General features: G+C 47.3%; 17 protein-coding genes and 3 pseudogenes. 8 read left to right on the forward strand and 12 right to left on the reverse strand.

Annotation, left to right across the window (positions count from 1 at the left end):
• Both PSI22_RS14710 and PSI22_RS14715 read right to left on the reverse strand, forming a co-directional pair.
• Nucleotides 1–293, reverse strand: a 293-nt coding sequence (locus PSI22_RS14710) for a type II toxin-antitoxin system RelE/ParE family toxin (RefSeq protein ID WP_273580404.1), incomplete at its 3' end; no start/stop codon positions are given.
• A gap of 2 nt (nucleotides 294–295) precedes the next feature.
• The gene (locus PSI22_RS14715) at nucleotides 296–565 is read right to left on the reverse strand and encodes a type II toxin-antitoxin system Phd/YefM family antitoxin (RefSeq protein ID WP_273580405.1); all 270 of its coding nucleotides are present in this window, start codon (nucleotides 563–565) and stop codon (nucleotides 296–298) included.
• Nucleotides 566–762: 197 nt separating this feature from the next.
• On the opposite strand from PSI22_RS14715, the gene PSI22_RS14720 reads away from it, so the two are divergent.
• Entirely contained in the window at nucleotides 763–993 is a 231-nt protein-coding gene (locus PSI22_RS14720; RefSeq protein WP_273580406.1) for a hypothetical protein, read from the forward strand.
• A 29-nt stretch (nucleotides 994–1,022) separates the two neighbouring features.
• Here PSI22_RS14720 and PSI22_RS14725 read toward each other — a convergent pair whose 3' ends face one another.
• The 5 genes from PSI22_RS14725 to PSI22_RS14745 form a co-directional block, all read right to left on the reverse strand.
• The gene (locus PSI22_RS14725) at nucleotides 1,023–1,487 is read right to left on the reverse strand and encodes a GNAT family N-acetyltransferase (protein WP_273580407.1); all 465 of its coding nucleotides are present in this window, start codon (nucleotides 1,485–1,487) and stop codon (nucleotides 1,023–1,025) included.
• A 137-nt stretch (nucleotides 1,488–1,624) separates the two neighbouring features.
• Nucleotides 1,625–1,780 carry a hypothetical protein gene (locus tag PSI22_RS14730; protein WP_273580408.1) on the reverse strand — a complete coding sequence of 52 codons (156 nt, stop codon included), beginning with the start codon at nucleotides 1,778–1,780 and terminating at the stop codon, nucleotides 1,625–1,627.
• Nucleotides 1,781–1,920: 140 nt separating this feature from the next.
• Entirely contained in the window at nucleotides 1,921–2,541 is a 621-nt protein-coding gene (locus tag PSI22_RS14735; protein WP_273580409.1) for a LysE family translocator, read from the reverse strand.
• A gap of 22 nt (nucleotides 2,542–2,563) precedes the next feature.
• Complete coding sequence (locus PSI22_RS14740) at nucleotides 2,564–3,109, reverse strand: RNA 2'-phosphotransferase (protein WP_273580410.1); 546 nt, start codon at nucleotides 3,107–3,109, stop codon at nucleotides 2,564–2,566.
• 7 nt (nucleotides 3,110–3,116) lie between these two features.
• A complete protein-coding gene (locus PSI22_RS14745; RefSeq protein ID WP_273580411.1) occupies nucleotides 3,117–3,383 on the reverse strand; it encodes a DNA polymerase beta superfamily protein in 267 nt (88 codons plus the stop codon).
• 143 nt (nucleotides 3,384–3,526) lie between these two features.
• Here PSI22_RS14745 and PSI22_RS14750 point away from each other — a divergent pair.
• Together PSI22_RS14750 and PSI22_RS14755 are read left to right on the forward strand one after the other, a co-directional pair.
• Nucleotides 3,527–3,788, forward strand: a pseudogene (locus PSI22_RS14750) (type II toxin-antitoxin system RelB/DinJ family antitoxin).
• A gap of 6 nt (nucleotides 3,789–3,794) precedes the next feature.
• Nucleotides 3,795–4,069: pseudogene (locus PSI22_RS14755) on the forward strand (type II toxin-antitoxin system YafQ family toxin).
• A gap of 157 nt (nucleotides 4,070–4,226) precedes the next feature.
• Here PSI22_RS14755 and PSI22_RS14760 read toward each other — a convergent pair.
• Both PSI22_RS14760 and PSI22_RS14765 read right to left on the reverse strand, forming a co-directional pair.
• Entirely contained in the window at nucleotides 4,227–5,648 is a 1,422-nt protein-coding gene (locus PSI22_RS14760) for an MFS transporter (RefSeq protein WP_273580412.1), read from the reverse strand.
• Between the two features lie 27 nt (nucleotides 5,649–5,675).
• The gene (locus PSI22_RS14765; protein WP_273580413.1) at nucleotides 5,676–6,038 is read right to left on the reverse strand and encodes a DoxX family protein; all 363 of its coding nucleotides are present in this window, start codon (nucleotides 6,036–6,038) and stop codon (nucleotides 5,676–5,678) included.
• 156 nt (nucleotides 6,039–6,194) lie between these two features.
• Between PSI22_RS14765 and PSI22_RS14770 the strand changes: the two genes are divergently transcribed.
• The gene (locus PSI22_RS14770) at nucleotides 6,195–6,794 is read left to right on the forward strand and encodes a TetR/AcrR family transcriptional regulator (RefSeq protein ID WP_273580414.1); all 600 of its coding nucleotides are present in this window, start codon (nucleotides 6,195–6,197) and stop codon (nucleotides 6,792–6,794) included.
• A gap of 362 nt (nucleotides 6,795–7,156) precedes the next feature.
• Nucleotides 7,157–7,405, forward strand: a complete 249-nt coding sequence (locus PSI22_RS21530; protein WP_370689035.1) for a helix-turn-helix domain-containing protein — start codon at nucleotides 7,157–7,159, stop codon at nucleotides 7,403–7,405.
• On the opposite strand, the gene PSI22_RS14775 is transcribed toward PSI22_RS21530, so the two are convergent.
• The 3 genes and pseudogenes from PSI22_RS14775 to PSI22_RS21535 form a co-directional block, all read right to left on the reverse strand.
• On the reverse strand, nucleotides 7,376–8,182 hold the full coding sequence (locus PSI22_RS14775) for a nucleotidyltransferase domain-containing protein (RefSeq protein WP_273580415.1): 807 nt from the start codon (nucleotides 8,180–8,182) through the stop codon (nucleotides 7,376–7,378). The two genes, PSI22_RS21530 and PSI22_RS14775, sit on opposite strands and share 30 nt — an antisense overlap.
• 16 nt (nucleotides 8,183–8,198) lie before the next feature.
• Nucleotides 8,199–9,425, reverse strand: coding sequence for an RtcB family protein (locus PSI22_RS14780; RefSeq protein ID WP_273580446.1), 1,227 nt, complete (start codon nucleotides 9,423–9,425; stop codon nucleotides 8,199–8,201).
• 11 nt (nucleotides 9,426–9,436) lie between these two features.
• A pseudogene (locus PSI22_RS21535) lies at nucleotides 9,437–9,565 on the reverse strand (slipin family protein); the annotation flags it as partial.
• A 183-nt stretch (nucleotides 9,566–9,748) separates the two neighbouring features.
• On the opposite strand from PSI22_RS21535, the gene rtcR reads away from it, so the two are divergent.
• The 3 genes from rtcR to PSI22_RS14795 all read left to right on the forward strand — a co-directional run bounded on the left by rtcR (nucleotide 9,749) and on the right by PSI22_RS14795 (nucleotide 13,971).
• Nucleotides 9,749–11,326: an RNA repair transcriptional activator RtcR gene (rtcR, locus tag PSI22_RS14785; RefSeq protein ID WP_273580416.1), complete on the forward strand. Its 1,578-nt coding sequence runs from the start codon at nucleotides 9,749–9,751 to the stop codon at nucleotides 11,324–11,326.
• Nucleotides 11,327–11,338: 12 nt separating this feature from the next.
• On the forward strand, nucleotides 11,339–12,256 hold the full coding sequence (rnz, locus tag PSI22_RS14790; protein ID WP_273580417.1) for a ribonuclease Z: 918 nt from the start codon (nucleotides 11,339–11,341) through the stop codon (nucleotides 12,254–12,256).
• Between the two features lie 494 nt (nucleotides 12,257–12,750).
• On the forward strand, nucleotides 12,751–13,971 hold the full coding sequence (locus PSI22_RS14795; RefSeq protein ID WP_273580418.1) for an iron-containing redox enzyme family protein: 1,221 nt from the start codon (nucleotides 12,751–12,753) through the stop codon (nucleotides 13,969–13,971).
• Nucleotides 13,972–13,974 lie beyond the last annotated feature (3 nt).

Here is a 13,974-nt window from a genome sequence, read left to right on the forward strand (position 1 = left end):
TATAGATGGTTATGTAGATCTTGCGTCTGATGCAACACCGCCAACACTTCAATACCAGTCGGGACTTCCCGGTAGTAAATAATGTGGCTCTCTACGGGGAAACTTAGCACACCAAAATAAAGATCCTCACTGCGATCACGACCGGGGGATGGGTGACGATCAAGAATTTCCGTCATAGTCACACGCAACGAAGTTGCATAAGCTTCCGCGACACTCACCCCCCATCGGCGCATAGAATAGAGCTTTACTGCACGAATATGCTCTCTGGCCTTCTTAGTAAACCGGACACTCATCCCTAAGCCTTACCCTCAAGTTCATCAACCGTCAACGTGGCAAATACATCATCAATACTATGCAATTCGCCACGATCAGCTTGTGCAATAGATTCAGCCAGAACGGCTTTTAAATTCTGTAACTTGAGCTGTACGAACTGATCATACTCTTCAGGAGAGATAACCACGGCCACACGCTTACCATGCTTACTAATTTCCACAGGCTCACGCTGAACTTTCATAAGCAGATCACCAAACTGGTTCTTAGCTAGTTGTGCGGGAATAATTTCCATACATCACCTACCGTCTAAAATGGCTTGAATAGCTATTATAGCTAAAAGTGCATAGAGCTACCAGTAATCAAAATAGCCAACCGCCAACCAACTGGTCGAGTAGCCCGAGAGGATCTCACCCACAGGCTACTCGACCAGGTATTGAGTGTCATTTTCAGAAGACGATTGCACGAAATGTCAGGAGTCGGCTGCACTCGATGGCTGGAGTTGTGGAGCAAATAGCTGACCCGATTTTGGGAGGTAGGAGTTTCAGGAGCAACGGAACAGTAAAGGCGCTCATCGAACTTGATGTGATATTACAAGGACCCAAAATCGGACGTAGTCACAGTTACCGTTTAAACCCTCAGTTCGGCTGGAAAGGTACGGTAAATAATCATAAAAAAGCGCTTACCAATGGCCTGAGTGTAATTCAGGGCGGCCGTGCTTAAAAAAGTTAAAATCGCCTACTCAGGCGGCTTTAACTTAGAGTTTTAGACATATTAAACCCAGTGATATGAAAACCACTTTTTTCGTATAGTACTTTAGCAACTGGATTATTGGGAGCGACTCTCAACCCTACCTCTGTGATGCCCATAGACATGAGATTACTTTTCATTTTATCCAGAGCCGCCTTACCTAATCCCTTACGACGCCACTCGGGTAATAAGTGAAAATCGCAAACCCACGCAGCTTGCTCTTGAAGTTCTATCCATAGATAACCAATCACTGGCCGCTCATGATCTGATTTCACAATGCACCAGAATTTGTTTATCACTTTCTCTGTTGCTTGGGATTGGGTTACATCAATCAACTGAGAGGCTTTTTTAAGTGATACGTCTGCCGGATAACCTCGTGTTGAAGCTAAGTCTAATGCATGCTCATTTATAAAAAGTAAACGGAATAATTCAAACTCAGCAGTTGTCATTTCTCTTAATTCAGTCATTTTAACTCCTTAGATAAAAATAATTTTTCCAAAATATCATTAAAAAAAGCATTTACAAGACGTTAATTTATGGGGTGTTTCATCCTTGAAAACCCAAAGTCTATTACCTGCCATTACTGAATAAGTTAGGTTAAACCCTACATACTTGGCCCATAGCCAGGGCCTGATCTCTTCCGTATTTGTGCAGGCTCTGGTCGGGCTAATGCCTCTGCCTGTAATTGGAGTTTCAGCGCCTGTTCTGCCTGTAGAGATTCCCGAACTGCTGGAGCTGCCCCGACAATTCGCTTATCCAATTATCACAATCTCCAACATACAGGCCGCCATGCTTAAAACCAATACCGTATACCTGGAATCATCATAAATAAAAGAGCGGCAACGATGAATGCCACCCATAGAAACAAAAAATATACGTCAATTGAGATTTCAGATGTTATCACCGGCTCAACACCAACTTAAACGCAAAAAACAGAAATAATCCCCCTGTCGCGCGGTTCATCCATTTAATGACATTTTCACGACGTAATAGATGGGAAAGCGGGCGGGTGGCATATATCAGCAATAATGACCATATCGTGCCGAGTAATACGTGAATGCTCACTAAGCCAAATATCCATAATACGGGTGAATGTCCTTGAGGAATAAACTGGGGCAGGAAGGAGACGTAAAATACGCCCATTTTCGGGTTGAGCACATTGCCCAGCATACCTCTGATAAACCAGTTCTGCGTTTTAACAGGGGAGGAAGCGGTTTCTCCCGCAAGGCTCTGGCTGGGACGCAAAATCATCTGAATACCCAGCCAACATAAGTAAAGCGCACCACACCATTTCAGGATATTAAATGCCAGTTCGGAGACGGCAATTAATGTGCCAAGGCCAAATGCCACCATCGCGCCCCAAATAAAACATCCTGCATTAATACCTAAAGCAGCGTGCAGGGCTTTTTTGCCGCCCTCAACGGTCGCTGTCCTTAAAACCAGAGCCGTGTCCAAACCCGGAGTTAATGTGAGTAATATAGCGGCAACGATGAATGCCAGCAGAGCATCAGTAACCAACATGGTAATCTCCGAAAATAAGAATCTAATTGAAGCTTATATATTTGACCGGCACCGATTTTGTCAACCAAACGCCATTATCTGCCTGATGGAATTTAAAGCCCTGTTCATACATTAACTGGGCGTTAATTTTAAGGATACCCGGCTTGCCATGACGCTGCCCGACTTTAATGGCTGTGGCTTCATCTGCCGATAAATGCACGTAATGGCGCGAACCTGCCACCAATCCCTGCTGGAAAATCGAATCCAGAAAACGGGTGGCTGTACCGTGATACAAAACCGCCGGCGGGACTTGCGCTTGGTAACTGATATCGACCTTTTGGCTTGAATGCCCCTGTACCGCTCTGATTCGTTTTTGATCGTCTGAAATGGCAAATCGCTTTTTATCATTGGTCTCGACGATCGTTGCGATCAGCGCATGGTTCAAGCGCTTACCGTGCTTCTCCGCACATTTAATCAGTTCGCCGATATCTGCCCACCCTTCACTATCTAGCGTTAAGCCAATAGATTCAGGTTGATGACGCAACACATAACTTAAAAATTTGCTTATTTTGGTATCGAATTGAGCCATTTTTTACCTATGAATCTGAATTCTCTTGTTTAAAGGCGTAAACTCTCGGTTTACGCAGGCCATATTTTGCCTCATTCGCTGATTGTTTGATCCGCAGTAGATCACCAATTTCCGCTTTCAATTGAGGATCATCAACTGTACCTGCCACCAGCGTTTCAAAATCAATCGGCAGGACACCCTTACTCATCTCGATCCAGCGTACAGCAAGCAATGGGCGTAATACGTAAAAGTATTTTTTTAGCTTGCAGATATCAACGGGTAAATAATTCTCCAAATATCATTATCCAAGATGATGAGGACGAGGAACCGACAAAGCAGCCAAAACCCGTAGAACGCCCACGATTCTCTGCCCCACACTTGATCATGCAGCCCAGCTTGGGCTACAGCCTGATTATTAACCAACATAGGAGGTTTAACATGACTGCAAATGCTGTTGTTTGTGCTCGTGTAAGTGGGACACTAAAAAAATGAAGCTACTAAAGTACTTGCTGGCATGGGTTTAACTATATCCGACCTGATGCGTATCACTCTGACCAAAGTCGCCAAGGAAAAAACTTTACCCTTCGATATGCATATCCCAAACGAACTGACAGCTAAAACCATCACTAACAGTGAGAAAGGCGTTGATGTTCATAAAACGAAAGATGCTGATGATCTATTTGATAAACTAGGTATCTGATAGACCATGAAACAACGGGAGATTGAATATTCAGGCCAGTTTCAGAGGAATGTGAAATTGGCTCAGAAGCGCCATAAGGATATAGGCAAGCTGAAAAAGTTGATGAAATTGTTAATTAACGATGAGCTACCTCTCCAGATGTATACAAAGATCACTCTCTACAAGGAAATTACAAGGGGTATCGGGATGCTCACATAGAACCTGACTGGATTCTTATTTACAAAATGACTAATGCTCTTCTGAGATTCGAACAAACAGGAACCCATTCTGACCTGTTCTAACCAGAGTGCATCAGTGGGACCGTGGTCCCACTTTATTTTGCAGTAATTTCACCCGCACCAGAGCATTTGGAACATTACGCAACACGATCAGCGCAGGGTTCAAGCGTTTACCGTGCTTCCTAGGGGTTACACATCACTGGCGATAGCCAAGCTGCGACTACCGTCTCGTGGCAATGCCGGCAGCGAAGATGCCGAACAGGGTCAGGAGCGTGATTCCGAGTGTGACATAGCGCGCCGAATCCGCGACGGATTCCCCGCCTGCAGTCATCAGCGTGCCAGCGAGCGCGGACGTGATCGAAAAGGCGATAAGCTGAGTGATGGTGATCGCAGCAGCCGCCTTGCCGCCCTCGGCGGGATCGCTGGTGCTGCTCATCGCGGCGACACCAAGCAGAGGCCACGCGAGACCTATCCCGACGCCCGCGAGCGCGAGGACGGCGGCCCAAATGACAACCATTGACAACGTTGCACCCTCGGCCTGTAGAAAACCATAGGCGATCAATCCTGCCGTCAGCAGAAGGGGGCCGAGACGAATGGCGCGCCGGCGACCGCTTTCGTTCTTAACCGAGACGATGAACAGTTGCGCGATGACCCAAGCCAGCGACAGCACCGCGCCGAGCAGGCCGGCAATCAACGGACTCAGGCCGGCCAGTTGCTGCCCGAAAAGCGGGATGAAATTCTCCACCATCACACCCGCGCTCAAGGCAGCGACCGTCAAATAGACCCATTTCAGCGCATTGCCGCGCCGGTAAGTGATGCGCGGCAGGATTGTGTTTTGCGACCGCCGCTCAACGATGACGAACAGCCAGAGTAGGACAAGACCGATTCCGACCGCTGCCAGCGTCGGCCAGCCGATGGGCACGATGGCGCTGAGGCTGATAGCGATCGTCGCTAGAACAAGTGGAATGAGGGAGGCGACGGGAACGGGCGAGCGATGCTCGGAGCCGACCATGCGGGAAAACGCACGGCGCGCGATGATCCCGAACAGTAGCGAGACCACAGCGAGCACCCCGTAGGACCATCTCCAGAGGCCGAGTTCGGCAAAGATCCCCCCGAGCACCGGCCCGAACAGGGTGCCAAGGCCCCACATGGCCGAGACGATGCCGGTTGCTCGCGCCCAATGGCGTTCGGGGAGTGCAGCGCGGATCACGGCATAGCCGAGACCGGCCAGCAACCCGCCACCGAGACCCTGAACCACACGGCCGACGATCAACAGTTCCATCGTCGGACTCGCGGCGTTAGCTGCCGCTCCGAGTGCGAAGACGACGAAGGCCGTCACATAGGCGAGGCCGGGGCCTTTCCATTCGAGGATACGGCTGACGAACAGGGACGCGACGATGGCTGAGATGACGAAGGCCGTCGTCACCCAGGCGTAATATTGCTGGCCGCCGATATCCCCGACGATGGAAGGCATGAGCGCAGCGGTGAAATAGAGGTTCATCGCGTAGAGCAGGACGCCACTTGCCATGACGGCAACGATGGCGAGATAGCGGCCGGACAACAGATCGGACCAGCCGTCGAGATGGGCCAAAGCCGTGTTGTCAGGATAGGCCGGGCCAGCCGACGTAGGTGTGTGGTTCATTGATAACTTCTCCGAACGGGTAGGATTTCAGATGGATGCGTGCCGCACACGGAGGGACAGACCCAGCACCACGAGGGAGACCAACAGAACGACGCTTGGGACGACTGCGTGGCCGTAGTCAGCGTTCACCAGTGTCGTGAGGGACGCAGCGGCCATCACCAGCGCGCCCAACCCTGCTCCGAACGGTCGCGATACGGCGCGTATCAGCAGGAGCGCGGTAGCCAGTTCGAGGATGGCAGTGATGTAATGGAACCAGTCGGGATAGCCCCAAGCGGCATAGGCCGCCGCGTTCTCTTCGGAGATGAACGTGTTTCCGTAAGCACCAAACAGGAAGAACGCGGCCAGAATCCAGGCCAGGATTAATGATATGACTGACAGTGATTTGTTCATGACACCTCGCACCTTCGACGAAAGCGGTTCGGCCGTGGCAGCATTTCGCTGGACCCATCGGCGATTCCGCTATAGATTGAACGATCATTCTAGTTATTATATTATGTCAAAGTCAATCTATAATAGAGTGATCATACTATTTTAAAGGAGGCCCCCATGGTTCGCAAACGCGATCCCGAACAGCACGAAGGCAAACGGCAGGAAATTCTTGCGGCGGCGCACCGCTGCTTCCTGCGAAACGGGCTGCAAGGCGCGTCAATCTCAATGATTTGCAAGGAGGCGGCCATGAGTCCTGGCCACCTCTATCACTACTTTCCGAGCAAGGACACGATCATCGAGCAGATGGCCAACGACTACCTGTCGCAGCTCCACGCCCATTTCAGCAGCCATGCGGAAGGTGAGCAAACCGCAACCGTGCTGCTATCGGAACTGTGGAGCATGAAGGGGTGGGACGATCTCTCCCATTGTCGCATTCTGTTCGAGCTACTGGCCGAAGCCGGGCGGAACGAAAGAATCCGCGCCATCCTGAAAGAAAACACCGATGGAGTGCGGGAGCTACTGTCGGCAACACTAAAGGCAGGACAGTCACGTGGAGAAGTCGATCCCGAGCTTGATCCGCAGCACACAAGCGCCGTGCTGGTGGCTATTCTCGACGCGGCACCTATGCTGCCGCTGATGACCTCCGATATCAACTTCGACGAAAGCCGGAAACTCATAACCACAATGGTCAGCCGGTTTTTGCGGCCATCACAATGAGCGTTCCCGGTCGCGAAAATCCCAAAACCCCGCGACACATCTCGTAACTAAAACCACGTTCCTGCGAAGGCTGCACTTGCCAGAAGCAGAAGCGCACTGGTCAGGATATTCGACAGGAAGAGCCAGAAATTCAGCTCCGGTCTTTCGAGGTCAACGCACCACGCCTGCCAAACCAGATGGGTCGCGATAATCGACAGAGTAGGGAATCGACATACCTAGCAGCCAGCCCACGACCGCCCACGACGCGGCGGCGAGGGCATAGAACAAGCCCAATGTAGGCTTGACCGCTTCGACCAAACAATATTGCGATCGATTTCAGGCCCAAGCGGGTATCGTCCGTCACATCGACATATGCGTAAACCGTGATCCGTCAAAGAACACAAGATGGTCGGCTTGATGCCAAAAAGCGTGGTGTTGCATTCGGTAGACCATCCAAACTCAGACCAGACCAGAAGGATCTCGTCCACGAACTTCTAAAGTATAGACAGTCCATCAGCAGCATTGCCAGAACGTTCAATGTTCACCCTACAACCATTTATCGATGCATCGAAGAAACAGAACCCTTGTTTGAAGGTGTCTCTTTATACGCGCTTCATCACCCAACGCCTTAAATAATCATCCAGCAATATATGACTGCGTTCACGCTTATCCTTGAGTTCGCAACGAGACAATATTTCATTAAGTTCTGATTCAATAAAGGCGTGAACCCTCAGCTTACGCGGGCCATATTCTGCCTCATTCGCTAATCTCTTGCTCCGCAATAGATCCTCAATTTCCGCTTTCAATTGAGGATCATTGACTGTACCTGCCACCAGCGTTTCAAAATCAATCGGTGGTACTCCTTTACCCATTTCGATCCAGCGCACAGCAAGCAATGGACACAATACGTAAAAGTATTTTTTTAGCCGAATTTTTTCACCTTGCAGATAACCCCGAAAGTTTTTCTTCGCCATCGAAAGGTAGTGATAGTGCGCTTTGATATCCGAAAAGAAATGCGGCACCATCGTTTTCAATCCACTGGTAGCGGCCGGATCTGCCTGATAAATAATCGGCGAATCCAACCATTCCATTAACGTTGGATTCGCCTGTTTCAGTAACTTTAGTGTCTTACGCAGTTCCCACCCGCAGATATCCAGCTCATCGCTGATCGGCAGTTCGATCACATCCCGCCCTGCTTCTATGGTGAGATACCAGTCCACGGGATGGACATAAATGAACCGCACATCGTAATCACTGTCGGGTGAGGCAAAGCCCCACCCACGACTGCCGGATTCACAGGCGTACAGTATCCGCACGCCATACCTTTTCTCTATGCCAGCCAATTCCTGTTTGACGCGGGTGCGCATGGCAGGGCTGACCGCGGTTGTTTTCCTCTCCATGATTTCCATTTTCCTATGACTATTTTTATCCTTTTACGCAAACCACCTGACGCAGGGTATGCACAATTTCCACCAGCGATGACTGAGCTTCCATCACAGCATCAATATCTTTGTAAGCCATTGGTATCTCATCAATCACATCACTGTCTTTACGGCATTCCACATGTGCAGTTGCACGCTTTTGATCGCTTACGGTGAAACGTTTTTTCGCCTCAGTACGGCTCATTACACGCCCCGCTCCGTGGCTGCATGAACAGAAACTTTCTTCGTTTCCAAGGCCACGGACAATATAGCTTTTCGCGCCCATTGAACCCGGAATGATCCCCATCTGGCCTTTGCGGGCAGATACCGCACCTTTACGTGTCACCAAAACCTCCTCACCGTAATGCTGTTCACGCTGAACATAGTTATGATGGCAGTTCACGGCTTCCTGCTGTGTCGTAAACGGTTTTGGGATCTCGCGTGACAAGGATTCAAGCACGCGGTGCATCATCACTTCCCTGTTCTGACGAGCGTAATCCTGTGCCCAACCAACCGCTTCCATGTAATCATCAAAATAACGGCTGCCTTCTTCGAAATAAGCCAAATCACGGTCTGGCAGGTTCACAATATGCTGCTGCATATCTTTCTGCGCCAATGTGATAAACAAGTTACCGATAGCGTTACCCACCCCACGGGAACCGCTATGCAGCATCACCCAGACACGATCTGCTTCATCAAGGCACAATTCGATGAAATGGTTACCAGTTCCCAGTGTTCCCAAATGCTGATGGTTATTGGTGTTCAGTAATTTTGGGTATTTATCGGTAATACATTTGAAACCATCCGCCAACGTCGCCCAATGCTGATCCACAATTTCCGGCGCGCGATGCCAAGAACCCTTATCACGACCACCACGATTCACAGTACGCCCATGTGGCACAGCCGCTTCAATGGCATGACGGATATTCAACAAGCTGTCCGGCAAATCTGATGCCATCAGGGAAGTACGCACGGCAATCATTCCACAACCGATATCCACGCCAACCGCGGCGGGTATGATGGCTCCGCGTGTTGGGATCACGCTACCGATAGTCGATCCTTTACCGACATGGACATCCGGCATTACCGCCAGATGTTTGAATACAAAAGGCATCTTGGCCGTGTTCTGCAATTGGGTAATGGCTTTCGGATCAACCGGGACTCCGTGAGTCCACATTTTTACTTGAGCGCCATTTTCTTGCGTCAATAAGTTATAAGCGTTGGTTTTCATTTCAGTTGTTGTCATTTTTGTTCTCCTTTAATTTGTACCAGCCCATTTAGAACTTGATCTAAACCGCCATATACCGAAATTTGATTGATTCGTTCAGCGATGCTTTCCATCACTTTCGCGGTATTCAACAGTGAACGGGTTCCCACATACGAGTTATTGCCAATTGCGTGCCAACTTTAAAAAAAGCAGAAATATTTTTTATCTATTTGAAAATTAATTATTTTTATTTAAATCCATTTTTGGCGATTGTTTTTGCAGTCAATTTTTCTTATCTTTTTATATCGTTGTTTATAAAATTAGATAATCGAATCACAGGGAAGATCATGAAACGTAGAGTTGTCATTGGGGTTTTGGGTACGAAGTTGGATAGACGGGGCAAAAAGGCCAATCGCTGGACAAAATGGCGCCCTACGATTGGTATGTGCCAGCAGGCGGAGTTGCCGATTGACAGGCTGGAACTGCTCTACCAAACCAATGACTATGGTTTAGCACAAAGAGTGAAGGAGGATATCGCAGAGACTTCGCCAAAGACGGAAGTGGTTTTGCAGGAGCTCAAAATTGAAGACCCGTGGGATTTTGAAGAAGTCTATACCGCGCAGCTTGATTTTGCCGTGCGTTATCCTTTTGATACTGAAAACGAAGAATATCTGGTACATATCACAACAGGCACACACGTCGCCCAAATTTGCTGGTTTTTGCTGACCGAAGCCCGTTATCTGCCCGCCCAGTTGCTCCAGACTTCCCCTAGAAATGGCGATCGCGAGAGCCATCCTGAAGGCGTCTACACCATTATCGATTTGGATCTCAGCCGCTATACTACCTTGACCAGCCGCTTTTTGCATGAACAGCAGGAACAGGTCGCATTTCTGAAATCGGGTATCGCCACGCGCAATGCTAATTTCAACCGCTTGATCGACCAAGTTGAACGTGTCGCCCTGCGTTCTTCCGCCCCAATTTTGCTGATGGGGCCAACGGGTGCGGGCAAGTCTTTTCTGGCTCGCCGGATCTATCAGTTGCGGCAATCTCGCCATTTGATTCAAGGCCGTTTTGTGGAAGTAAACTGCGCGACCCTGCGCGGTGATAATGCGATGTCCACGCTGTTTGGTCATGTTAAAGGGGCGTTTACGGGTGCCATTCAGCCGCGTACAGGGCTTCTGCGTGAAGCCGATAGCGGCATTTTGTTTCTTGACGAAGTGGCAGAACTGGGATTGGATGAGCAGGCTATGCTATTGAAGGCCATTGAAGAGAAAAGCTTCCTGCCTTATGGCTCTGATAAAGAAGTTCACAGTGATTTTCAGTTAATTGCCGGTACTCACCGCGATCTGCGCGATTGGGTGGTACAAGGGAAATTCCGTGAAGATCTGTACGCCCGTATCAATATGTGGACTTATCAACTCCCCGGTCTGGCGCAGCGTCGTGAAGATATTGAGCCGAACATTGAGTATGAACTTGCCCGCTATGCACAGATGCAGCAGACACAGGTTCGCTTCGATAAGGAAGCGCGACTGATTTACCTGCATTTTGCCTGTTCAGAACAGGCGCAATGGCGGGGCAACTTCCGCGAGTTAGGCGCATCTGTCGCACGTATGGCAACATTCGCCGAAAATGGACGCATCAATCAGCATTTGGTTGAAGAGGAAATTACGCGGCTCAAACAGAATTGGCAGGATAATAGGCTCTCTTCCCTGCTACCGAATCATTTGCCGGAAGTGGATCTGTTTGACCGCCAACAGTTGGAAACAGTCATTAAAGTTTGCCGTGAATCTGCCAGCTTATCCGAAGCAGGCCGCAAGCTGTTCGCTGTTTCCCGCCAACAAAAGAAGCAGCCCAATGATGCCGATAGATTACGCAAGTACCTTGCCCGATTCGGTCTGGACTGGGATAGCATTCAACATGATTAGGAGAAGAATAAAATGGAACTGAAATTTTTAGGCACCAGCGCGGGTGTTCCTACGAAAGAGCGCAATGTCACCAGCCTAGTTCTGGATTTACGGGGTATCCGCAATGCACTGTGGATGTTTGATTGTGGTGAGGGAACACAGCACCAGATCCTCAACTCCTCCATCAAGATCCCGAAACTGGAGAAGATCTTTATCACCCATCTACATGGCGATCATATCTTTGGCCTGCCCGGGTTACTGTGCAGCCGTTCGATGGGCGGCTCCACCGATCCCGTGACGCTGTACGGGCCAAAGGGAATACAGCAGTTTGTAGAAACCGCATTGCAGTTGAGCGGCTCCTTCCTCACTTATCCACTGGATATTGTCGAAGTACAATCCGGACTGCTGTTTGATGATGGCGAGTTGAAAGTCACGGCTTACGCCCTTAACCATCGCGTGGAATGCTATGGCTATCGCATTGAAGAACATGACAAACCCGGTGGTCTGGATACCCAGAAACTTAATCAGGATAATATTCCCCGTGGCCCGTGGATGCAGGCCTTAAAACAAGGCGGTACGGTGACGTTAGAAGATGGCCGTACGGTGTGTGGCAAAGATTATCTGGGTGCACCGATTTCCGGTAAGTCGCTGGCCATTTTCGGCGATACGACACCAACCCCTGAAGCACTGAAACTGGCAGCCAATGTTGATGTGATGGTGCATGAAATTACGCTGGAAGATGCACTTGCCGAAAAAGCCAATAATAACGGGCATTCCACCACAAAGCAGGCGGCAACACTGGCACGCGATGCCAAAGCAAAACACTTTATCGCAACACATATCAGCGGACGTTATGGTATAGAAGATTGCTCGCGATTATTGGCGGAATGTCGGGAAATATTCCCCAATACCGATCTGGCAGAAGACTTTGCGATATTTATAGTTCAATAAACCATCAATCTACACATTTGATACTCTTATCAATATCAAATGTGTTTACCCGACAGCGATATAAAGCCTTCCTTAGATTCAGTCTACGAATAATATTTAAAATAGTAGTTTCATATTTTAATATATCTCATTAACTCATTGTTTTATAAATACTTAATTTTAAGATATTCATAATCTATTAAATAATAAAACCATTTTTTATCATTTTATTTTTTGTCACCATTTTTAGGTGACATATTAACATTTTTTTAACCAATATAATGCGCGGCAATGACACCCCCACTTAACATGCGAGCATCAAAGCTAGCATTTAGGTAGTGTCGCCTATTGGTAGATAAGTAATAAATAAATATACTGAAGGAAATTATAAATAAAAATTAACATTAAATAAATAAATTAATTAACAACCAAAATAACGATGAGAAAAACTTGGGAAATAAATTCCAATTTCTTATTGGATCGCAATTTTTAATTAAAAAACCAGAGAGTCAATAATGAATTCAATCATAAAAACAGATATTAAAGAAAGTATGGCTAATATTTTCACAGAAAATACAGATAATATCTGGTCTGACTGGCTTGATGAAAAAGAATTAAAAAAATTGACAGATCACCCTGTACTCCAGTCATTTAATGACAGTACAGCCAGTGAAGAAATGTTAAAAACATTCCTAATTCAACACTGCTACTATTCTCGTCATTTTACACGTTATTTAATCGCGCTTATAAGTAAATTAGACGTATTTGAAGATATAAAAGATCTTCTTCACAATTTACTGGAAGAAATGGGATTAGAGGATGAAAACAAGATCACTCATGCTGAGCTTTTTCAGAGAACATTGAAGACTGTCGGTGCTGATATCAATAGTCAAAAACCTTTTGAAAATACAACCGCTATGGTTGACGCTATGTTTTCTTTCTGTCTTTCAGATGATCCGTTAGAGGGTCTGTCAGCCATGTGCCTTGGCGCTGAAGCAATCGTTCCCTTAATTTATAAGCCCGTATTAAATCGCTTAATGACATTGAATTACAATAAGGATGCAACAGAATTCTTCTCACTCCATATTGAAGAAGATGAAGATCATGCTATTAAAATGTTTGAAATCATAGATAGACTCACTAGTCAGGACGAATCATTACGCCTCAAAGCCATCAATATTGGCAGTGAAATGATAAGAAATCGCGTAAAAATGCTGGATAGTGTCTGGGAGAGTGAAGTTGTTCGTAAGAACAACGCAGAAAAGGCCGACTTAAATAATCAAAAAAATGATCTTTCCTTTCATTCTGCTGATTTTTGGCGTGTCAACTACAAACCAACACCTTCTATTCCTGAGAAACTTATTCATAAAGATGTCATCAACAGTAATAGTCATGGTGAAAATCAATTTTCAGCAGAAAGAAAACATAAAGTCAATATCGTCAATTTGCCGACTAAAACAATCAGCATGACATTAGGCCATCTTGACGCCGAACAATCGACGAATCTACATCGACATAATTATGAAACTGTCATCTATATCATTGAAGGAAATGGCGTATCAAAAATAGGAAATAATGATGTTGCTTGGTCAGCAGGAGATGCCATTTATATCCCTGCCTGGGTCGAACATAAACATAGCAATATGGGTCAGAATAAATGCCTTTATATTGCTTGCGAGAATGCTCCATTATTACAAAATATTGGTAACATCGCACTTCGTGAAGAATTAGAATAATTA

The organism is Xenorhabdus aichiensis (genome assembly GCF_028598775.1).
GTDB classification, from domain to species: Bacteria; Pseudomonadota; Gammaproteobacteria; order Enterobacterales; family Enterobacteriaceae; genus Xenorhabdus; species Xenorhabdus bovienii.

Coding starts and splice junctions, on each gene's coding strand:
- PSI22_RS14715 (WP_273580405.1), bottom strand. CDS start 565: ATGGAAATTATTCCCGCACAACTAGCTAAGAACCAGTTTGGTGATCTG.
- PSI22_RS14740 (WP_273580410.1), bottom strand. CDS start 3,109: ATGGCTCAATTCGATACCAAAATAAGCAAATTTTTAAGTTATGTGTTG.
- rtcR (WP_273580416.1), top strand. CDS start 9,749: ATGAAACGTAGAGTTGTCATTGGGGTTTTGGGTACGAAGTTGGATAGA.
- PSI22_RS14795 (WP_273580418.1), top strand. CDS start 12,751: ATGAATTCAATCATAAAAACAGATATTAAAGAAAGTATGGCTAATATT.
- rnz (WP_273580417.1), top strand. CDS start 11,339: ATGGAACTGAAATTTTTAGGCACCAGCGCGGGTGTTCCTACGAAAGAG.
- PSI22_RS14760 (WP_273580412.1), bottom strand. CDS start 5,648: ATGAACCACACACCTACGTCGGCTGGCCCGGCCTATCCTGACAACACG.
- PSI22_RS14770 (WP_273580414.1), top strand. CDS start 6,195: ATGGTTCGCAAACGCGATCCCGAACAGCACGAAGGCAAACGGCAGGAA.
- PSI22_RS14720 (WP_273580406.1), top strand. CDS start 763: ATGGCTGGAGTTGTGGAGCAAATAGCTGACCCGATTTTGGGAGGTAGG.
- PSI22_RS14735 (WP_273580409.1), bottom strand. CDS start 2,541: ATGTTGGTTACTGATGCTCTGCTGGCATTCATCGTTGCCGCTATATTA.
- PSI22_RS14780 (WP_273580446.1), bottom strand. CDS start 9,425: ATGAAAACCAACGCTTATAACTTATTGACGCAAGAAAATGGCGCTCAA.
- PSI22_RS14725 (WP_273580407.1), bottom strand. CDS start 1,487: ATGACTGAATTAAGAGAAATGACAACTGCTGAGTTTGAATTATTCCGT.
- PSI22_RS14765 (WP_273580413.1), bottom strand. CDS start 6,038: ATGAACAAATCACTGTCAGTCATATCATTAATCCTGGCCTGGATTCTG.
- PSI22_RS14775 (WP_273580415.1), bottom strand. CDS start 8,182: ATGGAAATCATGGAGAGGAAAACAACCGCGGTCAGCCCTGCCATGCGC.